This is a genomic window from Streptomyces sp. NPDC006174 (assembly GCF_040614075.1).
In the GTDB taxonomy this organism is placed as follows: domain Bacteria; phylum Actinomycetota; class Actinomycetes; order Streptomycetales; family Streptomycetaceae; genus Streptomyces.
On record NZ_JBEXTJ010000003.1, the window covers coordinates 100,610 to 124,189 of the forward strand.

The 23,580-nt window shown below is 71.8% G+C and carries 22 protein-coding genes, 2 pseudogenes and 1 riboswitch; of the genes and pseudogenes, 10 read left to right on the forward strand and 14 right to left on the reverse strand.

Annotated features, from left to right (window positions below; genetic code table 11):
• The first annotated feature begins 53 nt into the window (after window positions 1–53).
• Window positions 54–1,235 carry a GDSL-type esterase/lipase family protein gene (locus ABZ267_RS08150; protein WP_356750577.1) on the forward strand — a complete coding sequence of 394 codons (1,182 nt, stop codon included), beginning with the start codon at window positions 54–56 and terminating at the stop codon, window positions 1,233–1,235.
• 34 nt (window positions 1,236–1,269) lie between these two features.
• Here the strand turns inward: ABZ267_RS08150 and ABZ267_RS08155 are convergent, their stop codons facing one another.
• The gene (locus ABZ267_RS08155; protein WP_356750579.1) at window positions 1,270–1,854 is read right to left on the reverse strand and encodes a DUF998 domain-containing protein; all 585 of its coding nucleotides are present in this window, start codon (window positions 1,852–1,854) and stop codon (window positions 1,270–1,272) included.
• A gap of 211 nt (window positions 1,855–2,065) precedes the next feature.
• Between ABZ267_RS08155 and ABZ267_RS08160 the strand changes: the two genes are divergently transcribed.
• Window positions 2,066–3,211, forward strand: coding sequence for an aromatic acid exporter family protein (locus ABZ267_RS08160; protein WP_356750581.1), 1,146 nt, complete (start codon window positions 2,066–2,068; stop codon window positions 3,209–3,211).
• A 14-nt stretch (window positions 3,212–3,225) separates the two neighbouring features.
• On the opposite strand, the gene ABZ267_RS08165 is transcribed toward ABZ267_RS08160, so the two are convergent.
• Entirely contained in the window at window positions 3,226–3,969 is a 744-nt protein-coding gene (locus ABZ267_RS08165; protein ID WP_356750582.1) for an NAD(P)H-binding protein, read from the reverse strand.
• A 249-nt stretch (window positions 3,970–4,218) separates the two neighbouring features.
• Between ABZ267_RS08165 and thpR the strand changes: the two genes are divergently transcribed.
• Window positions 4,219–4,830: an RNA 2',3'-cyclic phosphodiesterase gene (thpR, locus tag ABZ267_RS08170; RefSeq protein WP_356750584.1), complete on the forward strand. Its 612-nt coding sequence runs from the start codon at window positions 4,219–4,221 to the stop codon at window positions 4,828–4,830.
• Between the two features lie 213 nt (window positions 4,831–5,043).
• Window positions 5,044–5,904 carry an isocitrate lyase/PEP mutase family protein gene (locus ABZ267_RS08175; protein WP_356750586.1) on the forward strand — a complete coding sequence of 287 codons (861 nt, stop codon included), beginning with the start codon at window positions 5,044–5,046 and terminating at the stop codon, window positions 5,902–5,904.
• Window positions 5,905–5,913: 9 nt separating this feature from the next.
• On the opposite strand, the pseudogene ABZ267_RS08180 reads toward ABZ267_RS08175, so the two are convergent.
• The 3 genes and pseudogenes from ABZ267_RS08180 to ABZ267_RS08190 all read right to left on the reverse strand — a co-directional run.
• A pseudogene (locus ABZ267_RS08180) lies at window positions 5,914–6,623 on the reverse strand (class I SAM-dependent methyltransferase); the annotation flags it as partial.
• Window positions 6,624–6,664: 41 nt separating this feature from the next.
• Window positions 6,665–7,291, reverse strand: a complete 627-nt coding sequence (locus ABZ267_RS08185) for a hypothetical protein (RefSeq protein WP_356750588.1) — start codon at window positions 7,289–7,291, stop codon at window positions 6,665–6,667.
• A gap of 45 nt (window positions 7,292–7,336) precedes the next feature.
• Entirely contained in the window at window positions 7,337–7,819 is a 483-nt protein-coding gene (locus tag ABZ267_RS08190; protein WP_356750590.1) for a MarR family transcriptional regulator, read from the reverse strand.
• Window positions 7,820–7,934: 115 nt separating this feature from the next.
• Between ABZ267_RS08190 and ABZ267_RS08195 the strand changes: the two genes are divergently transcribed.
• Window positions 7,935–8,345 (forward strand): Ohr family peroxiredoxin, encoded by a 411-nt coding sequence (locus ABZ267_RS08195; RefSeq protein WP_356750592.1) that lies wholly within the window; start codon window positions 7,935–7,937, stop codon window positions 8,343–8,345.
• 109 nt (window positions 8,346–8,454) lie between these two features.
• Here ABZ267_RS08195 and ABZ267_RS08200 read toward each other — a convergent pair.
• Window positions 8,455–8,790, reverse strand: a pseudogene (locus ABZ267_RS08200) (DUF4430 domain-containing protein); the annotation flags it as partial.
• Window positions 8,791–8,992: 202 nt separating this feature from the next.
• A riboswitch (cobalamin riboswitch) is annotated at window positions 8,993–9,127 on the reverse strand.
• Window positions 9,128–9,207: 80 nt separating this feature from the next.
• Complete coding sequence (locus ABZ267_RS08205) at window positions 9,208–9,909, reverse strand: TetR/AcrR family transcriptional regulator (protein WP_356750593.1); 702 nt, start codon at window positions 9,907–9,909, stop codon at window positions 9,208–9,210.
• 185 nt (window positions 9,910–10,094) lie between these two features.
• Between ABZ267_RS08205 and ABZ267_RS08210 the strand changes: the two genes are divergently transcribed.
• A complete protein-coding gene (locus ABZ267_RS08210; RefSeq protein WP_356750595.1) occupies window positions 10,095–11,993 on the forward strand; it encodes an RICIN domain-containing protein in 1,899 nt (632 codons plus the stop codon).
• Window positions 11,994–12,060: 67 nt separating this feature from the next.
• On the opposite strand, the gene ABZ267_RS08215 is transcribed toward ABZ267_RS08210, so the two are convergent.
• Window positions 12,061–12,708, reverse strand: a complete 648-nt coding sequence (locus ABZ267_RS08215; protein WP_356750597.1) for a TetR/AcrR family transcriptional regulator — start codon at window positions 12,706–12,708, stop codon at window positions 12,061–12,063.
• A 60-nt stretch (window positions 12,709–12,768) separates the two neighbouring features.
• Between ABZ267_RS08215 and ABZ267_RS08220 the strand changes: the two genes are divergently transcribed.
• Window positions 12,769–14,382, forward strand: a complete 1,614-nt coding sequence (locus ABZ267_RS08220; protein ID WP_356750599.1) for an FAD-binding oxidoreductase — start codon at window positions 12,769–12,771, stop codon at window positions 14,380–14,382.
• On the opposite strand, the gene ABZ267_RS08225 is transcribed toward ABZ267_RS08220, so the two are convergent.
• Window positions 14,345–16,441: an FUSC family protein gene (locus ABZ267_RS08225; protein WP_356750601.1), complete on the reverse strand. Its 2,097-nt coding sequence runs from the start codon at window positions 16,439–16,441 to the stop codon at window positions 14,345–14,347. The two genes, ABZ267_RS08220 and ABZ267_RS08225, sit on opposite strands and share 38 nt — an antisense overlap.
• Window positions 16,442–16,496: 55 nt before the next feature.
• Window positions 16,497–17,630, reverse strand: a complete 1,134-nt coding sequence (locus ABZ267_RS08230; protein ID WP_356750603.1) for an NADH:flavin oxidoreductase/NADH oxidase — start codon at window positions 17,628–17,630, stop codon at window positions 16,497–16,499.
• Between the two features lie 160 nt (window positions 17,631–17,790).
• Here ABZ267_RS08230 and ABZ267_RS08235 point away from each other — a divergent pair, with 160 nt between their 5' ends.
• Window positions 17,791–18,153, forward strand: coding sequence for a metalloregulator ArsR/SmtB family transcription factor (locus ABZ267_RS08235; RefSeq protein ID WP_356750605.1), 363 nt, complete (start codon window positions 17,791–17,793; stop codon window positions 18,151–18,153).
• 95 nt (window positions 18,154–18,248) lie between these two features.
• Here ABZ267_RS08235 and ABZ267_RS08240 read toward each other — a convergent pair whose 3' ends face one another.
• The gene (locus ABZ267_RS08240; RefSeq protein ID WP_356750607.1) at window positions 18,249–19,289 is read right to left on the reverse strand and encodes an NAD(P)-dependent alcohol dehydrogenase; all 1,041 of its coding nucleotides are present in this window, start codon (window positions 19,287–19,289) and stop codon (window positions 18,249–18,251) included.
• A gap of 153 nt (window positions 19,290–19,442) precedes the next feature.
• Between ABZ267_RS08240 and ABZ267_RS08245 the strand changes: the two genes are divergently transcribed.
• Both ABZ267_RS08245 and ABZ267_RS08250 read left to right on the forward strand, forming a co-directional pair.
• Entirely contained in the window at window positions 19,443–20,366 is a 924-nt protein-coding gene (locus ABZ267_RS08245; RefSeq protein WP_356750609.1) for a helix-turn-helix transcriptional regulator, read from the forward strand.
• A 32-nt stretch (window positions 20,367–20,398) separates the two neighbouring features.
• Window positions 20,399–20,830 (forward strand): GNAT family N-acetyltransferase, encoded by a 432-nt coding sequence (locus ABZ267_RS08250; protein ID WP_356750611.1) that lies wholly within the window; start codon window positions 20,399–20,401, stop codon window positions 20,828–20,830.
• 9 nt (window positions 20,831–20,839) lie between these two features.
• Here ABZ267_RS08250 and ABZ267_RS08255 read toward each other — a convergent pair whose 3' ends face one another.
• From ABZ267_RS08255 to ABZ267_RS08265, 3 genes are all read right to left on the reverse strand, one after another.
• On the reverse strand, window positions 20,840–21,535 hold the full coding sequence (locus tag ABZ267_RS08255; RefSeq protein WP_356750613.1) for a ScbR family autoregulator-binding transcription factor: 696 nt from the start codon (window positions 21,533–21,535) through the stop codon (window positions 20,840–20,842).
• Window positions 21,536–21,714: 179 nt separating this feature from the next.
• Entirely contained in the window at window positions 21,715–22,575 is an 861-nt protein-coding gene (locus ABZ267_RS08260; protein ID WP_356750615.1) for an SDR family oxidoreductase, read from the reverse strand.
• Between the two features lie 69 nt (window positions 22,576–22,644).
• A complete protein-coding gene (locus tag ABZ267_RS08265) occupies window positions 22,645–23,514 on the reverse strand; it encodes a ScbA/BarX family gamma-butyrolactone biosynthesis protein (RefSeq protein ID WP_356750617.1) in 870 nt (289 codons plus the stop codon).
• Between the last annotated feature and the right edge of the window lie 66 nt (window positions 23,515–23,580).

Sequence of the window (23,580 nt, forward strand, 5' to 3'; positions counted from 1 at the left end):
AGCGAGGAGAGGCAAGAAGGCTCCCGCTCCACCCCGGCGAAGAGAACGAGAAGATGAGCACCCCGCACCACTGGACCACCACCCCCATCAGCCTCGACATCCTGCGCGGCGCGCTCGATCTGGAGCGCACCGAACGCGGCGTACTGCCTCACCGGCTGCCCGCCCGGGCCCGGCGGCAGATTCCCGACGGACAGCTGGCCATGGCCGAGTCGCAGCCCTCCGGGGTCCGGCTGGTCTTCCGCAGCAAGGCCACCGCCGTCGAGCTGGACGTGGTGGCCACCAAGCGCGTCCATCCCGGAGCGCCGCCGCGACCCGACGGTGTGTACGAGCTTCTCGTCGACGGCCACCTCGCCGGCCGGGCCAGCGCGCGTGACGGCGACATGCTCACGATCGACCTGGCCTCGGGGACCGCGCAGAACCGTCCGGGGCCGGTGGAGACCCTCGCATTCACCGGCCTGCCGGACGCCGAGAAGGACATCGAGATCTGGCTGCCGCACGACGAGACCACCGAGCTGGTCGCCCTGCGCACCGACGCGCCCGTCCACGCCGCGCGGCCGAGCGGCCGACCGGTCTGGCTGCACCACGGCAGCTCCATCAGCCACGGTTCCAACGCCGCCACGCCCACCGGCACCTGGCCGGCCCTGGCGGCGGCTCGCGGCGGGGCCGAACTGATCAACCTCGGGTTCGGCGGCAGCGCGCTGCTCGATCCCTTCACCGCCCGCGCCATGCGGGACACGCCCGCCGACCTCATCAGCGTCAAGATCGGCATCAATCTCGTCAACACCGACCTGATGCGGCTGCGCGCCTTCGGGCCGGCGGTCCACGGCTTCCTCGACACCATCCGCGAGGGCCATCCCACCGCGCCCCTGCTGGTCGTCTCGCCGATCCACTGCCCCATCCACGAGACCACGCCCGGCCCCTCCGCCCCGGACCGCAGCGCGATGAGCGAAGGACGGCTGCGGTTCACGGCCACCGGCGATCCGGCGGAGACCGCCGCCGGGAAGCTGACTCTCGCGGTCATCCGGGAGGAGCTGGCCCGGATCGTCGGCCGCCGCGCCGCCGCCGACCCCCACCTGCACCACCTGGACGGCCTCGACCTCTACGGCGAGGCCGACCACACCGAGCTGCCGCTGCCCGACGGCCTGCACCCGGACCCCAACACCCACCGGCGCATCGCCCACCGCTTCGCCGGCCTCGTCTTCGGCGACGGCGGCCCCTTCGCCGCGAACCGCTGACCCGGCAGCGGCCGCTTCACGGGCCGGTGTCCCGTCACCGCACGCTCCGCCGGCAGGAGACGACCACCAGGAAAGGCCAGAGCGCCTGAGCGAATGTCACCACCCGCTCGGCGATGCCGGGCACTCCCGCGCTCTGCAGCTCGGCCAGGAACCAGAACGCGGCCGCCCCCATGAACGCGCTCGCGCCGAGCGCCACGTCCGGCCTCAGCCCCCACGGCACCGGCCCCTTTCCACGTACGGCGGCCAGCGGAGGCCAGACCGCCAGCAGGACGAGGCCCAGCGTGGCCACGGCCCCGTGCTCCAGGGCTCCGCCGCTGCTCGGCACCGGCGCCAACGTCAGCGCCAGCGCGCACAGTCCGCCGCCGGCCAGAGCGACACGCCCGGCGAGCGCCGCCTCCCGGAGCGCGTGCGCCGTGACCGCGTAACTCGTGCCGAGCACCAGCAGCATGCCCGTCATCAGCCAGTAGCTGCCGGCCCCGTAGGACGCCAGCACACTCAGGGTCTGCTTCGCGGGGTCGTAGGCCGGGCCCTGCCGCGACTGCGCGATCGTCCAGGAACCGACCAGCAGCACCGGGGCACACCCGGAGGCGAGCAGAGCCCACCAAGGAGCAGATCGCATCAGAGCATCATAAATGCGGTGAGATTGCTTATCGTTGACCTCGGCGCCGAGCCGCGAGGACCGAAGACCGGGGCCATGTCCTGCCCGTAGTGGCACGCCCGCCTCGCCGCCGCCCGCCGCTCCCCGTCGTCACGTTCACCCTCCTCGTCCGGGGGCAGCCGGTAGCGGGGCGAGCGAACGTACGAGCGCAACGCGGTGAGGGAGAGCAGGGGTGGCACGGAACGTGGGATGGGCGGCTGTCCGGCAGTGGTTCGGGCGGGAGTGGGCGGAGGTGCGCCGGGCCGTTCACAACGCGTTCGAGGAGTCCGGGCAGGAGCGGGACACGCTGGTGCAGTCCCTCAAGGCAGCAGCGGCGGCGATCGCCGCGTGGGCTCTGAGCGGGTGGTGGCTCCAGGCCCCGATGGCCCTGCTGGCGCCGTGGACGGCTCTCGCCATGGTCGCCGGAACCGTTTACCAGTCGGTCCGTGCGGGGGCCCAGCAGTTCGCCGTCATCGCTCTCGGTACGGTCTGGGCATCCGCCGCGATGTCCCTCACCCGCGACCAGACCATGGCCGCGATGCTGCTGACCCTGCCGTTCATGATGCTCCTCGGGAACTACCGGCGCTTCGGCGCTCAGGGCATCTACGGGGCCACCACGGCGCTCTTCGTGATCACCGCCGGGTCGTCCAGCACCTCCACGGTGGGACACCGGCTGCTCGAGACCCTGACCGGCGCGGTGGTCGGCATCCTGGTCAACGCGCTCATCCTGCCGCCGGTCCACCTCCGCTCCGTCCGTGACCGGCTCGGCCGCCTCGCGCAGGAGACCGCCGAGCTGCTCGACGAGGTGGCGGGCGGGCTCCGCGAGGAGAACGGCCTGGAGAAGGCGGAGCAGTGGCACCTCATGGCCACGCGCCTGACGGTGTCGCTCCAGAACGTGAGCGACGCCCGCCGCTGGGCGCTGGAAGGCGCGCGCTGGAACCCGGGCGGCCGCCTGCGCCGTACCGGCCCGAAGCCGCCGCCGTTCGCGGAGGACATGCGGTGGGACCGCGTCTGCACCCGCGTCCTGGCCGTCACCCGCACACTGAGCGGTACGGGCGAGGACCCCGGGCTCGCGCAACCGTCGCCGGGCTTCTTCCGCGGGCTGTCCGACGTTCTGGAGCAGGCCGCGCACATGTGTGCGGTGGAATCGGAGCTGCTGGCTCCGGCCGAGGCCGACACCTCTCAGGACCGCCGCGACGCGGCGTACAGGAAGGCGTGGGACGGCCTTGGCGCGCTCACCGGCACCTTCCATCAGGAGGAGGGTACGGCGGCCGCCATCGCGGGCGAACTGATACTGGAGACACGGCAGTTGCTGACGGAGCTGGCCCCGCCGGAATGACCGGCCCGCCCGCGTCAGGCGTTCTCCGCCAGCCAGTCCGCGTAACGGATGGTGCCGATGCGGGCGGCGTCGTCCTTCGGGGCGAGGGCGTCGCCCTTGACCGCGGCGAACATCCCGGCGGTCTCGTCCGTGGTCACCGAGCGCTCGTCGCCCTTGGCCCGGAGGGTGATGCGGCCCAGTTCGTCCAGCGGGTAGGCGTCGGGGCCGGCCAGGTCCACCGTGCCGTGCAGAGGAGTGCCGGTCGCGATCTCGGCGACGGTGGCGGCGACGTCCGCGGCGGCGACCGGCTGGAGTCGGGTCCGCGGGAGGCGGACGGTCGTGCCGTCGGCGGTCCAGGACAGGACGGTGTCGATGAACTCCATGAACTGTGTGGCGCGGACGATGGAGTGGGGCACGGGGCCGGCCTTGAGAAGGTCCTCCTGGAGGGTCTTGGCCCGGTAGCAGTCCAGCTCCGGCACCTGGTCGACCCCGACGATCGACAGGACGACGAAGTGTTGGACGTCCGCCTTCCGGGCAGCCGCGACGAGGTTGTCCATGGAGGTCCGGAAGAAGTCCGGCGAGGCGTCGTCGAACGTCGGTGAGTTGGTGACGTCGACGACCACGTCCGCACCGGAGAGGGCGGCGTCCATGCCTTCGCCGGTGATCACGTCCACCCCGGTGGAGTGGGAGTGGGCCACTGCGCGGTGACCCGCCGCGTCGAGATCCCGGACCAGCCGGGATCCGATCAGTCCGGTACCGCCGATGACGGCAATGTGCATGGTCCTGCCCTTCCTCGATCACTCGTCCGGCGTCCCGCTTCGGCGGAGGTGTCGTCGCCGAGCCGTCCGCCGAACGCGGATATCACCTGTCCGAGACCATATGCGGATATCAGATATGGCGCGGCCGGCGGAGCTGCACGACGTGTCGCCCGGCCACCTCGCCGAGCGGTCGCAGACGCTGTCGCGGCCAGCCCCGCGCATCGGCCCCGCGTTGTGCCCGAGGCAGGACCGGCACGTACGGTACGCCAGGTGAACGAACTGCCCGAAGCCGCCGACGCGGACGCGCGTGAGCGGACCACGACGATCCGCGTGTTCCTGGCACTCGCCCCGCCCGACGACGCCAAGGACGAGTTGGCGCGGGCGCTGGCTCCGGCCTACGAGGAGTACCCGCGCCTGCGCTGGAACCGGATCGAGGACTGGCACATCACCCTGGCGTTCCTCGGCGAGCTCCCGCTCACCACCGTCCCGCTCCTGCTGCCTCCGCTCGCCGATCTCACCACCCGACACCGGCCCCTGCGCCTGGCGTTGCGCGGCGGCGGACACTTCGACGAGCGGGTCCTGTGGAGCGGGATCGAAGGAGAGCTCGAAGGGCTGCACCGGCTGGCCACCGACGTACGCGATGTCGTCAAGGCGTGCGGTGTCTCCTTTCCGGACCGGCCGCTGCGGCCCCATCTGACCCTGGCCCGTTCCCGCCGCGGCGACCACTCCGCCATAGTGGAGGTCGCCGCGCGCCTCGCCGGGTTCTCCGGTCGCGTGTGGGAGGCCGAACGGCTCCATCTGGTCGGCAGCAACTTCGGGCGTGGCCCGGGGCCCATCCGCTACCGCGATGTCGAGGCTTGGACCTTCGGCCACGGGACCTGATCCGGGTCCGTCACCGTGGCGCGGTACGTCGTCAACGCACCGTCTCGCAGCACCGATCGGGCACGCGTGTCGGCGCACGGTGCGCTCGTCCCGGGCCGGTATATGTATGCGAGCACTCGCAAAGAGATCATGGTTTCCGCCGAGTGCCCATGCCGTCGCCGGGGGTGCGTCCGTGACCGCCCGTGGTTCACGGCCGCACCCAAGGAGAGAGACATGCGCTACGGAAGCGCGCTGCGCGAGCAGATCCGCACGCCCGGAACCACCCCGCTCATCGGCATCTACGACATGTACTCGGCGTCCCTCGCCGCCCGGCACTACGACGGCTTCTTCGTCTCCGGCTTCGGCTTCGCCGCCTCCCACTACGGGCTGCCGGACATCGGCTTCATCGCCTGGCCGGACATGGTGGCGTTCACCGAGCGGCTCCGGCTCGCCTTCCCTTCCCACCATCTGCTGGTCGACATCGACGACGGTTACGTGGACCCGGAGGTGGCCTGCCACGTGGTGCAGCGACTGGAGCGGGCCGGGGCCTCCGGCGTCATCCTGGAGGACCAGCAGCGCCCGCGCCGGTGCGGCCACGCGGACGGTAAGAGAGTGCTGCCGCTGGCCGAGTACCTGGAGAAGCTGCATCTCGTCCTGGAGAGCCGGCAGGACCTGGTCGTCGTGGCCCGTACCGACGCCACCGAGGACGAGGACATCCTGCGCCGCGCACAGGCGCTCGCGGAGACCGATGCCGATGTGGTGCTGGTCGACGGCGTGCGGGACGTCGAGTGGATCCGCCGCATCCGCAAGGTCATCGACGACAAGCCGCTGCTCTTCAACCAGATCGCGGGCGGCAGGTCGCCGAGGCTCTCGCTCTCCGAACTCACCGACCTGGAGTGCCAGGTGGCCATCTACAGCACGCCCTGCCTGTTCGCCGCGCACGCCGCCATCGACACCGCGCTCGGCGAGCTGAAGCAGGCCGACGGCCGGCTCCCGAAGTTCTCACCCGGTACGTCGGTCGGCGTACGGGCTTCGACCGCATTGCTGGAGAAGAACATCAGCCGCCACCACTCGCCCGGGCTCCGGACCGTCTGACGCGGGCCGTCAGCGCGGGTGCGACACCGCCAGCTCGAAGAGGTGGCGCTTGGTCACGCTGCCTCCGTACCGTCCGTCGATCAGCGCGGCGACGCACCCGAGCAGCCCGTTCCTGGCCGCCTCCGGAAGTGCCCGGTGGCCGGAGAAGGTCCGCAGCAGCTCCAGATAGCCGGACGTGGTGAAGGTGAGGTCCTGCTCGTAGCGGCGCAGGACCGTGGAACCGAACCGGCTGCTCAGCGCCACCTCCCGCACATGGTCCGACGCGTCGAGTCAGCCGAAGCGGGAGGCCGCAGCCCTGGCGGTGTCTGCGGGTCGAAGCGCTCGTAGCACCGCTGGACCTCGACGAAGAACTCCTCGGTGCCGCCCCTCACATGCTGTCCCCGCACCACGGCGGGCGCCCCGCCGGGCCGCAGCGCGTCGGCGGCCTTCGTCACCCTCACCGCCGGGTCGATCCAGTGGAACGCGGTCGCCGAGACCACCATGTCGTACGGTTCCGAGGACAGCGGCCAGCTCTCGAACCGTGCCGTCACCACCTCCGCCTCCGCGGCACCGGCCAGATCGCGGCGGGCGATCGTGGCCATGTGCGGGCCCGCCTCGACAGCGGTGATCCGGCAGCCGCGAGCGGCCAGCTCCACCGTCGCCCGGCCGGTTCCGCAGCCCACCTCCAGGACGCGGCTGCCGGAACGGACACCGGCGAGCTCGGCGAGGCCGTCGTACAGCTCCGCGTCCTCGTCGTCGCGCCGGTTGCCCGCCGCCCCGGTCATACGGATTCCGGGCGCGCGGGCCGGGCGTGAGTGAGGAGGAACTCGGTCGCCCGGGCGATGGCCTCGGCCGAGGTGGCGTGGACGGCCTCGGACTCCTCCTCCCGCATGTCGGCCGCCGTGGCGGTGTACCACCAGGCGTCCAGGTCCGGGTCGTGGTGGATGACGGCCGAGCCACCTGCGTACCGGAGCGGAATGGACTCGCCGGCCGTCCTCTTGACCACCGCGTGCGGCCACTTGAGGCGGGCGGACTGGCGCTTGATGCCGCCCCAGGCCGCGCCGAGCTGCGTGTAGCTGGCGCCGCTGCGGCCCGCCGCGGTGGCCGCGCTCTCGGCCAGCCGGTCGACGGACCGCTTGGCGTCGTACAGAGCGCGGAGCGTGGCGAGTTGGACGTCGGGAGCGGCCATGAGCGCGGGGTCGAACGGCTCACCGGCGGTGCGGTAGGCGAGCGCACGGGTCGAGATCCGCTCGGCCAGCGCGCGGACCGCGTCGAGCACCTTCTCGTCCATGGTGAACGTGTCGTCATCGGCCGGTTCGCTCCAGGCGGGCTCCACCGGCGTCATGACCGCGGTCCAGAAGTTCTCGTCGTTCTTGGCCGGAGTCGGGACGGCCGTCGATTCATTCATGCGACAAGCCTAGCTGTCACAGCACTCTAACGACAAGTAAAACTGTCAATTGTGAGCCTCTCCCAAGGCTGCGGTGAGACGGCCGAGCACCTCCTGCAGCCCGAGAACCTCCTCCACCGACAAGCCGGTCGCGGCGAGCACGCCTCGCGGGACGGACAGCGCGCGTTCGCGCAGCCGTACGCCGTCGTCGGTCAGCTCGATGAGGACGGAGCGCTCGTCCTCGCGACTGCGCTCGCGGCGGACCAACCCGGCCGCCTCCAGCCGCTTCAGGAGCGGCGAGAGGGTTCCGGAATCCAGATGGAGCCGCTCACCGATGGCCTTGACCGAGCGAGGGCCGTCCTCCCACAGCACCAGCATGACCAGGTACTGCGGATAGGTGAGGCCGAGATCCTTGAGCGCCTGCCGGTAGAAGCCGCCGAACGCACGCGATGCGGCGTGCAGCGAGAAGCAGACCTGGTGGTCGAGACGGAGCAGTTCCGCGTCGGGCACTGCGGCGAGGTCGGGTGAGGCGTTCGGAGCAGGCGTCATGGAGCCAGCGTACCGCCGACCGCGCCATTGAGTTGTGCACAACTGAGTTGTGTGCGATCTTTAGGCAGTCACCACGACCGATCCGGTCGCGGTCCCGACGAGGAGGGTCACTTCCATGGACGCGCTGTACACCGCCGCCGCAACCGCCAACGGCCGCGAGGGCCGCGCCGTGAGCACGGACGGTCAGATCGACCTGCCGCTCGCGCTGCCGCCGGCCCTAGGCGGCAACGGCAAGGGCACCAACCCCGAGCAGCTCTTCGCGGCCGGGTACGCGGCCTGCTTCGCCAGCGCGATGGCCGCGGTATCGCGCGAGATGAAGCTCGACACCAAGGACGTCTCCGTGACCGCCGAGGTCTCCATCGGCAAGGACGGCGACGGTTTCGGCCTCGCGGTCGTCATGCGCGTGGAGCTGCCGGACTCCCTCAGCGGCGAGGTCGGTCAGCGGCTGGTCGAGGCGACCCACGCCTACTGCCCGTACTCCAAGGCGACCCGCGGCAACATCGACGTCGAGCTGGTCATCGAGTAACCGGAGCCCTGCCCTTTCGGCGGCCCTGTCCCTGGAGGGGCAGGGCCGCCGGGCTGTTCTGGAAGGCCGTCCAGGTGAACGCGATTTTGTCTCCGGCGTTCAGCTTGAACTAGCAGCCGCCGACCGGGATCGAGGTGCCGTTGACGGCGATGTTCCAGTAGGCCGCTCCCCCGCCGCTGACGTTCTTTATCGTGTCGACGGAGAAGTCGTCGAACGACGCGTACCAGGTGCCGTCCCAGGTGAAGTGTCTCTTCCGCGCGGCGTCGTCGAGGGCGGCGGTCGACGTGGGAACGGCGGTCGGGTTGGCTCCGCCGTTGGTGCCGTCGCAGCGGTGCGTGCCGCCGGTGGCGGTGGTCACGTCATGGCCCTTGGTCTTGATCTTTCCCTTGAAGAGGCGGCCGTCCGGCCCCTTCACCGTCAGGGTGACCTTCACCGGCGCGTTCGTGGAAGCGGCCGTGGCCTGCGGCCGTGACGACGAGGGCGCGGCGGGCGGATGTCAGATGCACGGGTGTGCCTTTCCGGTACGGGACGGCCTGCCGTGCCGCACCGGGGCCCGACCGCCCGCACCGCGTCCGTCCGCGCGTCTCGGCGGCGTACGCGCAGCCGGTCGGAGCCGTGGGGCTTCGCACTGCAGACCATGACAGGGGAAGCGGTACACGTCACGCGCCGGGCTGTCCGACTCGCGGCCCGGCGGGCCGCACACGGTTGCGGGTCAGCGCCGGATTCCCACCGGCTTCCCCCAGTCACGCACGCATTCAGTTGTCGCTCCGGATCCACCGAAGCTCTCGCAAGGTACGGCCAATTGAGCGTGCGCGGCCGGGACATGAGCGACAACGCTGACAGACGTGAGCGTACGGAGCGGTCAGCGGCGGGCGGCCGGGCCGAAGCGCTCGGGCGTCAGCGTGGCGAGGAGGGACGTGACCACGAGGTCCGTCGAGGCGGCCATGTCCACGGAGTCCGGTGACAGCAGCCATTGGACCTGGAGGCCGTCCATGACCGCGATGATGGCGTTGGCCGCGTTCGTGGTCGTCGCCGCGCGGTCGGCGGGGAGTTCGCACGCCTCGCGCAAGGCGTCGGCGACGAAGACGCGGAGGCCGTCGTAGCGGTCGCGGAAGTACTCCTGGGCCGGGTGGTCGTCGGTGACGGACTCGGCCGAGAGGACCGCGTACAGCCGGACGATCCCTTCGCGCTCGGCGTTGCGGAGCGCGGTGTTCACCAGGTGGCGCAGGAACTCCAGCCCTTGCGGGCGGTCCGGGCCGAGCTGTTCGATGTCGGCCCGGTCGCGCAGCTCCAGGACGCTGGTGAGGAGCAGCGCCTTGGAGCGGAAGTAGTGCAGGACGCCCGCCTGCGTGACGCCGACCCGGTCGGCGATCTCGGCCAGTGAGGCGTTGTTGTAACCGCGTGCGGCGAAGGTGTCCATGGCGATGGAGAGGATGTCCTGCTGCCGCTGCTGGGCTTCCGGACTGCGTGGCGTACGGGGCTTGGCCGGGCGGCGCGTCGGCCTGGCCGCCGACGGGCTCGCCGGCCTGCCCGCTGACTGATTCCCCGCTGACTGGTTGCTCACCGGGCCAGCTTAAGCCTGCCGTGAACGGCGGCCCGGCCCGGATCTCCGGAGGTCTCGAAGGCGCGGCAGAACACCGCGACCGACTACTTACTAACCACTTAGTGAGTGTGGTTTCATGCCGTTGCCCCTCCGCTCCATGTCGTCGCCCCCCATGCGTTCACGTACCGACCGAAGGAGAGCCGCACATGCCTCGTCCCCGCCCCTTGCGCCTCAGAGCACGCGCCGCAGGCGCCGCGCTCGTCGTGGCCGTCGCCGGACTCGGTGTCAACGCCACCGTCACCACCGCCCAGGCCGCCGACCCGGTCGCCCAGGTCTGGGTCACCACCACCGACGGGAGCAAGAAGCTCACCGCCGACGGGAGCGTGCCGTTCACCGGCACGCCGCAAGGCGTCGACATCCGGATCGACGTGAACAGCAAGGGCCAGAAGTTCACCGGCGCGGGCGCCTCGGTGACCGGTGCCTCCGCCCACCTCATCCAGAGCCTCCCGCAGGCCCAGCGCACCACGCTGCTCAGGTCGCTGTTCTCCACGGACGGGGACGGCATCGGGCTCAACTACCTGCGCCAGCCGCTCGGCAGCACGGACTTCGACGCGAACGCCAACTTCTACACGTACGAGGACACCCGGGGTTCCTTCTCCATCGACCGGGACCGGGGCCAGATCATCCCGGTCCTGAAGCAGGCCACCGCGATCAATCCGGCCATCCGGTTCATGGGCTCACCCTGGTCTCCGCCGGCCTGGATGAAGACCACCAACTCCCTCAACGGCGGCAGCCTCAGGACCGAGCACTACCAGGCGTATGCCGACTACCTGGTCAAGGCGATCCGGGCGTACGGCCAGGAAGGCATCACGCTCACCGACCTCACCGCGCAGAACGAGCCCGAGTTCGCGACCAGTTACCCGTCCATGAGCATGACCGCCACACAGCAGGCGGACTTCTTCCAGGTTCTGGACCGTACGCTGACCGCCGCCGGCCTTCCGACCAACCTGCTGGCCTACGACCACAACTGGGACCACCCGAACTATCCGCTCGACGTCTTCACGCGCACGGGCAACATCCAGCGCATCATCGGCGCGGCCTTCCACTGCTACGGCGGAGCCCCGGCGGCGCAGCAGCAGATCGTCAACGCCGGAAAGCGGGTCTTCTTCACCGAGTGCTCCGGCACCGACAGCGCCGACCCGGCCACCACGTTCGGCGACACCCTCAAGTGGCACGCCGAGAACCTCGTCGTACAGAACATGCGCAACGGCGGCGAGACGGTCATCAACTGGAACCTGGCCCTGGACCGGAACGGCGGCCCGCACCAAGGGCACTGCACCAACCGCTGCAACGGCATCGTCGAGATCGCCGGCGGCCAGGTCACGCGGAACGCCGAGTACTACGTCCTGGGCCACGTCACCAAGTTCATCAAGCCGGGCGCGACCCGGATCGGCTCCACCAGCCAAGGCGCCGGAGGCGTGCAGAACGTCGCCTTCCAGAACCCGGACGGCACCCGCGCGGCCGTCGTCGTCAACACCGCCTCCGGTGCGCAGCGGTTCTCGCTGACGGACAACGGCAAGTCCCTCGCGTACACCCTGCCCGCCGGCGCCGTCGCCACCTTCACCTGGAGCGGCGACGGCGGTACGACGGAGCCTCCTGCCGGTTCCATCGACCCGGCCGCCTGGTACCGGGTGCAGAACACCAACAGCGGGGCCTGCCTGGACGCCGCCGACTGGGGCACCGGTGACGGGACCGCGCTGCAGCAGTGGACGTGCGGGACCGGGGCCAACCAGGGCTGGCAGTTCCGGCCGACCAGCGGCGGCCACTACCAGGTGGTGAACCGCCACAACGCCAAGGTGTGGGACGTGGACGGCGGGGCCGGTGCGACGGCCGACGGCACCAAGGTCCACCTCTGGTCGTACGTGGGCTCGGCGAACCAGCAGTGGCGGCCCGAACCGCTGGCCGCCAACGGGCGCTACCGCTTCGTCGCCCGCCACAGCGACAAGTGCCTCACCGTCGACAACTCCTCGACGGCCAACGGAGCGCGGCTCTCCCAGCAGCCGTGCAACGGGTCTGCCGCCCAGTCGTTCGCGCTGACCGGCTGACCGCACCATGCTCACGACGGGCCCCGTCGTCCTTTCGGCGGGGCCCGACCGCGTGCTCAGGAAGGTCTCAGCCCCGGATCGCGGTCAGCAGTCGGGCGCAGCGCGCCGCCATGTCGTGCGCCGACTGGTCGGGGTGGCTCGTCCACCAGCCGACGAGGGCGCCGACCGTGCCGGTCCACACGTGCTTCAGTGCGTCGGCGTCCAGCGGGTCCTCGTTGCCGTGTCCGCGCAGCAGGTCCGCCGTCCCGGACGCGGCGAGGCCGTCGATGGTCCGCCGGTGCCGGTGTGCGGCGGCGTGCAGGTCGGTTCCGGGCTTCAGCGTCCGGTCGTACAGCACGAACCAGGCGCTCCGCTGCTCCTCCAGGACGCCGAAGACGGCGCTCAGAACGCGGTTCGGCGTCTCCGCCTCGGGCTGTCCGTCCGCCATCGCCTCCTCGATCGCGGCGACGAGCCGGGGCGCGACGCGCTCCAGGCAGGCGAGGTAGAGGCCGTCCTTGGAGCCGAAGTACGTGTAGAGCATCGGCTTGGTCACGCCCACGCGCCGGGCGATCTCGGCCATCGAGGCCGCGGCGTGGCCGTGACGGCCGAACTCGTCCATGGCCGCGGCGAGGATCTGCTCCTCGCGTCGCGCACGCGGAATCCCTTTGGTCCCGGCGCCGGGCCGGGCCCTGCTCACGGGCCGGGTGGAGGGTGACGAACCTCTTGCCGTGTCCATGGCTGAGACTATACGTTCCAGTAAATTACCCAGAGGTAAATTACTGGAAGGTCATATCTCATGGCGGACCGCGCCTCTTCTTCTCCGCGGCCCGGTAGCGCCGGCGCCCGGTCCTGGTGGGGCTGGGGCACCATCGACCAGGCGCTTCCCGACGCGGAGTGCGCTTCGCTCGCCGCGCTGGTCCCAGGAGCTGCTCAGTCGCCGCTGCCCGTTCCGTCCATCACCTCGCTGGAGCTGTCGGCGCCCCGCGTGACCGCCCCCGCCGCGCTGGCGCCGCTCCTCTCCGCCGACCCGGCCGAGCGTGCGGCCCATACGTACGGCAAAGCCTTCCGGGATGTGGTCCGTGCGCTGTACGGAGAGATGGCGGCCGCTCCGGACCTGGTGGGCCGGCCTCGGGACGAGCGGGATGTGGTGCAGCTGCTCGACTGGGCCGCCGTGGCGGATGTCGCCGTGGTGCCGTACGGGGCGGGCAGTTCGGTCGTCGGTGGCGTCGAATATCGGGCCGGGGACCATTCCGGCGTGCTCTCGCTGGACCTGTCCGGGCTGGACCGGGTCCTGGAGATCGACCGGGTCAGCCGCGCCGCCCGGATCCAGGCCGGTGTCCTCGGTCCCGGCCTGGAGGCGCACCTGCGGCCGTACGGGCTGACGCTGCGCCACTTCCCGCAGAGCTTCGCCTTCTCGACCCTCGGCGGCTGGCTCGCCACCCGTGCCGGCGGCCATTACGCCACGCTCCACACGCACATCGACGACCTGACGGAATCCTTGCGTGTCGTCACGCCGTCGGGCGTGAGCCAGTCGCTGCGGGTGCCGGGGTCCGGCGCCGGGCCCTCGCCCGACCGGCTGTTCCTCGGCTCGGAAGGGACGCTCGGGATCATCACGGAGGCCTGGATGCGGCTCCAGGACCGCCCGTCCCACAAGGCGTCGGCCTCGATGGTGTTCGAGCGCTTCCCCGACGCGGTGGAGGCGGTCCGGGCCATCGCGCAGTCCGGCCTGCACCCGGCCAACTGCCGTCTGCTCGACCCGGGCGAGGCGGCCCTGTCGGGTGTGGCGGCGGGCGGTGGGAGCGTGCTGGTGCTCGGTGTGGAGTCGGCGCACGGCCCGGTGGACGGCCGGCTCGCCGAACTCGTCGACCTGGCCCGGAACCACGGCGGCTCTCCGGTGGAGGCATCCGCCGACGGCGACTCGGCGGCCGGCACCTGGCGTTCGGCGTTCCTGCGGATGCCGTACCTCCGCGACGGAATGGCCCGGATGAGCGTGATCAGCGAGACGTTCGAGACGGCCTGCACCTGGGACCGGTTCCCGGAGCTGTACGAGGCGGTGCGCCGGGACGTCGGGGCGGCCGTGCGGAAGGTGACCGGTGCGTCCGGTCTGATCAACTGCCGCTTCACGCACGTCTACCCGGACGGTCCTGCACCCTATTTCACGGTGATCGCACCCGGCCGGCGCGGGGCGGAGGTCGCGATGTGGGACGAGATCAAGGCCGCCGCCATGGAGACGCTCGGCGAGCAGCGGGCGACCGTCACACACCACCACGCGGTCGGCCGCGACCACCGGCCCGGCTACGACCGGCAGCGTCCGGAGCCGTTCGCGCTGGCGCTGCGGGCCGCCAAGCGGGCTCTCGATCCGGCCGGAATCCTCAATCCGGGCGTGCTGTTCGACGCGGCGAGGCCGTGACCGGCGGGATCAGTGACGCGTCGATCCGGGTGAGCTGCTGGTCCAGGCTGGTCATCCACACCTCCAGGTCGACCGAGAGCGGCGTCGGCGGACAGCCGTCCGGTGCGGTCCGCCGCCGTACGGGCTCCGAGCCGCCGCCGGTCAGCCGCGTGGCGATCCGGTCCGTCTCCGCGACCAGCTCCTCGGCCGTGGTCCGGGCCCAGGCGGCGGCCGGGGCCGTCGCGCCGGATTCCGGGCGGAGGCCGAAGCGTGGCAGCCAGTGGGCGCCGAGGAGCATGTGGTTGGCCGCGATGAGCATCGCGTGCCAGTCGGTACGGGTGTCCTCGCCGGGTCCCTCGGTGCGGTACTGCGCGTACGCCGCCTCGGCGAGGCGCAGCCGGTGGACGCCTGGCAGGGTCTGCGGCGAGGCCCGCGAACCGCCCGGCGGCGCCAGCAGCGCGTCCACCGTCACCGGCACCAGCGGGGCGCACGTGCGGAGCAGCTCCGCCATGGCCCGGTGGACCTCCCGCCGGGCCCCGGCCGGCCAGGCGAGGAGCCCGCACAGCAGGCCGATCACACTGCCGGTGACGACATCGATCATCCGCGCCTCGGAGAGCCGCCAGGTGACCGGTTCGATCTGGGCGAACGCGGTGGCGACGACCAGCGTGAACAGCCCTTGCGCGTACGCGATGCCCAGCAGCGGTCCCAGGGCGAAGGCCGCCAGCATCACCGGGGCGAGCAGAGCGGCGTACACATCGGTGTGCGGACCCAGGCCGATCAGGAGCGCTCCGGCCGCGAGCGCCCCGGCCGCGTTCCCGGCCACCGCCAGGCGGACCGCCCGCCAGGTCGCGCCGGCCGTCGTCCGGCCCAGGGTCAGGACCGCGAGCAGCACCCAGAAGCCGTGGGACAGGTCGAGCGAACCGGCGACCGCGCGGGCCGCCGCGAGTCCGAGCGCGGTCCGCAGCGCGTTCTGGAACAGCACCGACCGGAACGTCACGTTGCCGACGACCCGCCGGGCCCAGAGTCTCGGCGTGGACAGCTCCGCGTACCAGAACAGCCGGTGCGGGACGGCGGGCTCGGTGGGTCTGCCGTGGACGGCGATGTCGGCGGTGATCTCCACCATCCGCGCCGACTCGGCCAGCGCCAGCACCCGCGACTGCCGGCGCAGGACCTCGACCGGCGGCCGCTCGCCGGGCGGCCCGGAGGCCGGCCGTACGCGCTCCGCCTGGAAGCGGCGCATCGCCTCCTCCAGCGCACCGGCCACCGGTGGATGCTTTCCGGTGCGCAGGAAGCGGGCGCAGGTGGCGCACAGCGCGGAGACCCGGTCCAGGAGGTCGGCGGAGGCGGGGTCGGCGGCCGCCGGTCGTGGTGTCTCGGCGAGCGTGGCCAGCTGGTCCAGCAGTCGGCGGACCGCGCGGCCGCCCTGCTCCAGCGCGCGGTCCGTCCGTCCCGCGCCGGCCGGTCGCTCGGCCGGCGGTACGGAGGCCAGCCGCAGCCGCGCACCCGCCGCGCGCAGCTCGTACGGTGGTACGCCGCCGGGCGTGGCCGCCTCGTCGAGCGCGCGGGCGAGGCGTTCCCGGTAGGAGGCGGCGGTCGGGTCGGGCAGCAGGAGTTCGCAGGCCGCGAGGGCCAGGACACCGATGGTCAGTCCGGCCAGACGCCGGCCGAGCGTGTCGGGAGCGTACGGCGGGAAGCAGGCGAGGATGTAGAAGAGGTGGAGGCCCGGCGCGACGCCCGCCGGGCGCGGGCCGCCCACCGCCGCGAACGCCAGCAGGAACCCGACCGCGAGCATGCCGCCGACGGCCGCCCAGGTCTCCACCGCGAGCAGCGTGCCCAGGGTCGCCAGGACCAGGGCCCACGGCAGCGCCCGCAGCATCACGGAGACCCGCTGGCGGCCGGAGCCGGGGATCGGCGAGAGCAGGCCGACGGCGATGGGGGCGAAGAGGGCGTACAGCGCCATGACCGGGAGCCCGGCGCCGTACAGCAGCGGGTAGAAGCCGGCGCTCGCCGCGACGGCGACGCGGACGGCCCGGCGGAGGATGGTCGCCCTCTCCTGCCCGGTGGGGGTCACATCCGCCATTGTCGGCCCGGACCGGGCCGCCCGCTCGCGATGGCGGACGGGCCCGGGCGCTGGGTCAGGCCTTGGCCGGCTCCTTCTCAGCGGTGCGGCGGTGGACCACGGCGTAGCCGTACGAGTCGGGCCAGCGGGGCTCTGCGCCGAGGGCGTCGGCCGCGCGGTGGGCCCAGTACGGGTCGCGCAGCAGCTCACGGCCGAGCATGACGGCGTCGGCCTGGCCCGAGGCGACGATCTCCTCGGCCTGGGCGGGCTCCAGGATCAGGCCGACCGCGGAGGTGGGTATGCCGGTGGCCTGCCGTACCTGTGCGGCGAACGGCACCTGGTAGCCGGGGTGGGCGGAGATCTGCGCGTCGCGGACCAGGCCGCCGGTGGAGACGTCGAGCAGGTCGACGCCGTGGGTGGTCAGCTCCTTGGCGAGGCGGACGGTGTCGTCGCCGGTCCAGCCCTCGCGCGGGTCCTCCTCGTTCTCGGTCAGCCAGTCGGTGGCCGAGGTGCGGAAGAGGACGGGCAGGTCGTCGGGCCAGACCGCGCGGACGGCGTCGACCACCTGGAGCGGGAAGCGCAGCCGGTTCTCCCAGCTGCCGCCGTAGGCGTCGGTGCGGTGGTTGGTGGCCGGTGAGAGGAAGGAGTTGATCAGGTAGCCGTGGGCGCCGTGGATCTCGACGACCCGGAATCCGGCGGCGAGCGCACGCTCGGCGGCCGCGGCGAAGTCGCGTACCAGCTGCTGGATCTCGTCCTCGGTCAGCTCGTGCGGAACGGGCAGGCCGTCGAACGCGACGGCGCTGGGAGCCACCGGCTGCCAGCCGCCGTCGGCCTCGGCCACCGGGCCGCCGCCGTTCCAGGGCTGCTCGGTGGAGGCCTTGCGGCCGGCATGAGCCAGCTGGATCGCCGGGACCGAACCGTGGGAGGCGATCGCCGCGGCGATGCGGGTGAAGGCCTCCTGCTGGCGGTCGTTCCACAGGCCGAGATCCCACGGGCTGATCCGGCCGTCCGGGCGGACGCCGGTGGCCTCGGCCATCACGAGCCCGGCGCCTCCGGCGGCGCGGGAGGCCAGGTGGGTGAGGTGGAAGTCCGTCGGCACCCCGGCCTCGGGGCCGTGCGAGGCCGCGATGTACATGCACATCGGAGACATCCACACGCGGTTGGGAATCTCCAGGGACCGCAGGGTCAGGGGCGTGAACAGAGCACTCACCGGAATGTCTCCTCGATGGGTCGGGGCACGGAGTGGTCGTCCCGCCCGGGCTGGATGGGCAGGACTGCCATGGCCAGTACGATAGACCTCGTAGTACGGCAGTTGTCAAACTACGAGGATGTTCGTACTTTAGAGGTGCGAGACCTGAAGGAGGCCGCCCATGCCCACCACCGAGCACGACGTCGCCGTCCCGTCCGGGCGCCGGCTCGCCCACCCCTCCACGGAGGAGATCCGCCTGGAGGGCGTGCTGCACGCGCTGGCCGACCCCGTCCGGCTGACCATCGTGCGCGAACTGGCGGACGGGCACGCGGACATGGCCTGCATCGCGTTCGACCTTCCGGTCAGCAAGTCCACCACCACGCACCACTTCAAGGTGCTGCGCGAGGCGGGCGTCATCCGCCAGCACTACGAGGGCACCTCCCGCATGAGCAGGCTGCGCGAGGACGACCTGGAGGCGCGCTTCCCCGGGCTCCTCAAGGCCGTCCTGGAAGCCGCGCGGCGTTCCGTCGCGCCTTCGGTGTGAGCCATCGCCGTACGCCGTCGGCCCCGGGCCCTTTCACGGCCCCGGGCCCTTTCACGGGCCCGGGGCCGACGGCGTACGGCTGCTGACCGGATCGCTCAGATGGTCGCGGTGTCGATCACGAAGCGGTAGCGGACGTCGCTGGCGAGGACCCGCTCGTACGCCTCGTTGACCTGGTCCGCCGCGATGACCTCGATCTCCGCGCCGAGGCCGTGCACGGCGCAGAAGTCCAGCATCTCCTGGGTCTCCGCGATCCCGCCGATCGCCGAGCCCGCCAGCGACTTGTTGCCGCCGATCAGCGAGAAGAGGTTCAGCGAGACCGGCTCCTCGGGCGCGCCGACGTTGACCAGGGTGCCGTCGGTCCGCAGCAGCGCGAGGTAGGCGCCGAAGTCCAGCGGGGCCGAGACCGTGGAGAGGATGATGTCGAAGGTGCCGGCCAGCTCCTCGAAGGTCTTCGGGTCGCTGGTCGCGTAGTAGTGGTCGGCACCGAGCTTGAGCCCGTCGTCCTTCTTGCGCAGCGACTGAGAGAGGACCGTGACCTCGGCACCGAGGGTGTGCGCGATCTTGACGGCCATGTGGCCGAGACCGCCGAGACCGATGACCGCGACCTTCTTGCCGGGGCCCGCGCCCCAGCGGCGGAGCGGCGAGTAGGTGGTGATGCCGGCGCAGAGCAGCGGCGCGGCCTCGTCCAGCGCGATGCCCTCGGGAATGCCGACGACGAAGCCCTCGGTCACGACGACGTGCGTCGAGTAGCCGCCGTAGGTCGGCTCGCCGCTGCGGTCGATGGCGTTGTACGTCTGGGTGTTGCCCTCGGCGCAGTGCTGCTCGCGGCCCAGCAGGCAGGCGTCGCACTTTCCGCAGGAGTCGACCATGCAGCCGACGCCGACGCGGTCGCCGACCGTGAACCTGGTGACGCCGGATCCGGTCTCGGTGACGATCCCGGCGATCTCGTGGCCGGGAACCATCGGGAAGATGCCTTCGCCCCAGCCGTCGCGGGCCTGGTGGATGTCGGAGTGGCAGATACCGGCGAACTTGATGTCGATCAGGACGTCGAACTCGCCCACCGGGCGGCGCTCGATCGTGGTGCGCTCCAGCGGGGCCTTGGCACGGGGAGCGGCGTAAGCGGCAACGGTGGTCATGCCGGAGGTTCTCCTCTGGGTGATGCGGTAGGAACGTCTCCCAGCATCACGGTGCGCACAGCATTTACCCAGGTCACCGCTTTGCCTACGTCCAGTGGTCCTACTACTGACGGGGACAGGCTCGTCCGCGTACGACCAGGAATAATGGGTTCCATGGACGATCAGCCCGACACCTCCGCACCCGAGCCGCTCGACCGCCGCGCCGAACTCAGCGAGTTCCTGCGCACCCGGCGGGCCCGGCTCCAGCCGCAGGACGTGGGGCTGCCGGAATTCGGACGGGCCCGCCGGGTGCCGGGGCTGCGGCGGGAGGAGCTGGCGCAGCTGGCCGGGGTCTCGGTGGCGTACTACACACGGCTGGAGCAGGGCAACGGGCGCAATGTCTCGGCCGAGGTGCTCGACGCGATCGCCCGCGCGCTGCGGCTCAGCGACGCGGAGCACGCGCATCTGACGCACATGGCCAAACCGGCGCAGCACAAGAAGAAGCGGCGGCCGGCCCGGGTGCAGCGGGTGCGGACCGGACTGCTGCACCTGCTGGACAGCCTGGACGGCATTCCCGCGTACGTCTCCGGCGCCCGCTCCGACATCCTCGCCTGGAATCCGATGGCGGCGGCGGTCTTCGGCGACTGGGGCGCGCTGACGCCCGAGGAGCGCAACTGGGCGCGGCTCGTGTTCCTCTCCCCCGCCTACCGGGACCTGTTCGTGGAGTGGGACTCCAAGGCTTCGGACATGGTCAGCTATCTGCGCCTGTACGCGGGCTGCCACCCGGACGACCCGCAGCTCTCCGCGCTGGTGGGTGAACTCTCCGTCAAGAACGACGAGTTCAGGCGGCTGTGGGCCACGCACAACGTGAAGGAGAAGGGCCACGGCACCAAGCTGATCCGGCATCCGCTGGTCGGGGAGATGGCCCTGTCGTACGAGACGCTGCACCTGCCGGACGATCCGGAGCAGCACGTGGTCACCTACCACGCGGAACCGGGTTCGGCTTCGGCCGAGGCCCTGCGGCTGCTGGCGAGCTGGGGCGCGGACGCGCGGCGGGCGGATGTGGGCGGCAGGGCGGGCCGGAGTCAGGCCGGATAGGCAGGCCCGGCCGCTGCCTTATCGTGTAATGCATGGAACACACTGCTGACCCTTACGAGCTCCAGGTGGGCATACCGTCCGTCGAGCTGTTCCGCCGTCTGCGCACCGACGCCGGGCTCTCCGACAAGGCGCCCGAGGCGGTCGCGATCGCTCTGCCCAACACGTGGCACGGCGTGGTCCTCCACCACGAGGGCGAACCGATCGGCATGGGGCGGATCATCGGCGACGGCGGCACCGCGTTCCAGGTGGTCGACATCTGCGTGCACCCCGCGCACCAAGGCCGGGGCCTCGGCAGGCGCATCATGGCCGCGCTCACCGAGGAGCTGGAACGCCGGGCGCCCGCCACCGCGTACGTCTCACTGATCGCGGACGGGCCCGCGCGCTTCCTGTACGAGAAGTTCGGCTTCATCGACACCGCCGCACACGACTCGATCGGCATGTACCGCTCGATGGGCGCGGGCTGAGCCGCGCGGTCAGATCGGCGCGGCCGTCGCCCCTGCCGCGGCGGCGGCCGCCTCGCGTCCGGCCCGGCGCGCGGTGAGGGCCTCCGTCGCCGCGGTGGTGCCCGACGGGTCGAGCAGCGGCAGGGTCTCCGGGGCGGCGAGGCAAGGCAGCAGCAGGTGCCAGAAGCCGGTGAGCGTCCGTGCGGAGAGCCACTGGGACTCGCAGCGTCCGAGCACCTCAAACCCGGTGGTCGCGGCCACCGTCGCGGCGGTGACGTCCGTACGGGAGACGCCGTCCGCGAGGGTGCCGGCGGCGGCCGCCTCGTCCAGCAACTCGCCTACGCAGCGCTGCCATTGGGCAGGCAGGCCCGGTTCGCCGCCCCGCTCACCGTCGTAGCTGAGCCGGAATCCGGCACGGGTCACCGGGTCGCCGCCGAGCAGGTCCACCAAGGCGTGCGAGGTGTCGATCAGGGTCTGCAGCGCCGTGCCCGTTCTGCGGCGGATGGTGCCGGACACCTCCAGCAGGTGGTGCGACGCCTCCGCCACCACGGCGTGCGCGACCGCGGCCTTGTTCTCGAAGTGGAAGTGGAGGGCGCCCGTGCTGACGCCGGCGCCGGAGCTGATCAGCGCCAGCCGCGCCTGCCCGTAACCGTGCTGCTCGAACACGATCGCCGCCGAGCGGATGAGGGCCCGGCGGGTGCGCGCGGCACGCAGCTGCTTGGTCACCGGGGCCTCCGCCGGAGAGAGATGCGGACGGGAAGGGGCCGTGGGCCGTAGGCCACGGAGGCCGGAGGCTCTCCGCCGGAGCGGTGAAGCAGCGTCATGGGGAATATGAAACCAACTTACCGGTTTGATTTCCAGGGGAACGTATGCGCGGACCGGGTTCCGCGACCTCGCTGTCGGCGCTACTCGGCGTGGCCGACCACGCCGAAAGAGTCCGCGTGGTCTGCGGCCCAGGTACGGAACGTCCTGGCGGGGCGGCCTGTCAGCTTCTCGACGGTGGGCAGCACGGCCGCCTTGGCTCCGGCCCGCTGGCGCTCCGCGCTCTCCATGAACGCCTCGGCCACCGGCTGCGGATACCGCGCGAGCAGCGCCTCGCGCGCCTGGTCCAGGGTGAGTTCCTCGAAGTGCAGCGGCCGGCCGAGCACGTCGGAGAGCTGAGCCGTCTGCTCGTACGCGGTGATCGCCTCCGGGCCCGACACCGCGTACGCCTGTCCCTCGTGGCCGTGGCCGGTGAGAGCGGCGACGGCGACCGCCGCGATGTCCCGTGGGTCCACGCACGCGACCGGCGAGCGTCCGTAGAGGGCGCGCACCACACCGTCCGACGCGATGCCCTTGGTCCAGGAGAGCGTGTTGGACATGAAGGTCCTGGGCCGGATGAACGTCCAGGGCACTCCGGACTCCCTGATGACCTGTTCGTTGCCGCGCTGGAGCCGGGTGATGAAGTCGTCCGCGTCCGGCTCCTCCACCGCCATCATCGACAGCTTCACGAGGTGGCGGACGCCTGCCGCCGCGGCCGCAGCGGCGACCCTCTCGTCATCGGGCTCCGTGGGGCTGTTCGTCACGAGGAACACCGAGTCGATCCCGCGCAGCGCCCGGTCGAGCGAGTCACGGTCCCCGTACTCCCCTGCCACGACCTCGACTTCGGGCCCCCGCACCGTCACGCGCTCCGGCCGCCTCGCCAGGATCCGTACCGGACCGTCGGCCGCCAGCAGTCGGGCGACCTCGCCGCCCACCGTCCCGGTCGCACCTGTCACCAGAATCACGCCACGTACTCCTCACACACCGTCATGAACTTGCCGTCCAACCGCAACACCGCGTCCGCACAAGCGACTTCAGCGCGCGCCGACCGGGCCCGACAGCACCGTGTCGAAGACCGGCTCGCCGTCCTGGCGGCCCGTCACCCGGATCCTCGCCTCGCCCGGCGACACGCTCCGCAGGACCTCCGCGCCGATCGAGCACGGGCTGGAGAACTCCGCGTACCGGTGGAAGTGCGTGCGCCCCTCGGCCGGAACGAACCTGCCGTCCCCGGCGGCCAGGCACGCCGCCTGCCGGGCCGCCTCCAGCAACAGCATGCCCGGCACATGGTCGTTGGGCCGCTGGAAGAGCGTCGGATGACGGGTGTCCACGCGCAGCTCCCACAGCCCGTCGCGGGAGCCCTCCGAGAGCACCACGTCCTCGGCCCGGTCACGGCCCGCCCGGGCGGCGTCGACCGGCACGGTGCGCGGTATCGCCACGCCCGGCTCCGCCGCTCCGCCACGCATCCGCCGGTAGACCCGCGGGCTGGTGAACCTCGTCGCGCCCATGCCCGTCGCGACCAACTGGCCCGCGCGGCGCACCACCCAGTCCACCCGGCCCTGCACCGGCGTCCCGCCGCGCCACTTGAGCTCGGAGCAGGTCACCTCCACGTCGATGATGGTGGGCAGGCCGCCCACGACCAGGTGTTCGGGGCGGGTCGCGTAGTCCAGATCCGCCATCAGGAAGTGGTGGCCGACGGGAACTCCGTAGCCGGCGTGGAAGGCCAGCATCGCCGCCTGCCGCATCGCCTCCGTCACCAGCAGCGGGTCATGACGGTCGGCGCCCACCGGGGCGAAGAACGGATGGTCGTGCGGGAGCACCGCCTCCACATGGAACCGATCCGGCCCCAGCCGCTGCCAGTTGCGTGGAAAGGCGTCCTCGGCCCTGCTCCTGTGAACCAGTTCCATTCCCACCGGATGCACCACGCGGACCTCCGAGCCCACGGCCGACGCCGCTACAGGACCGGTCAACAC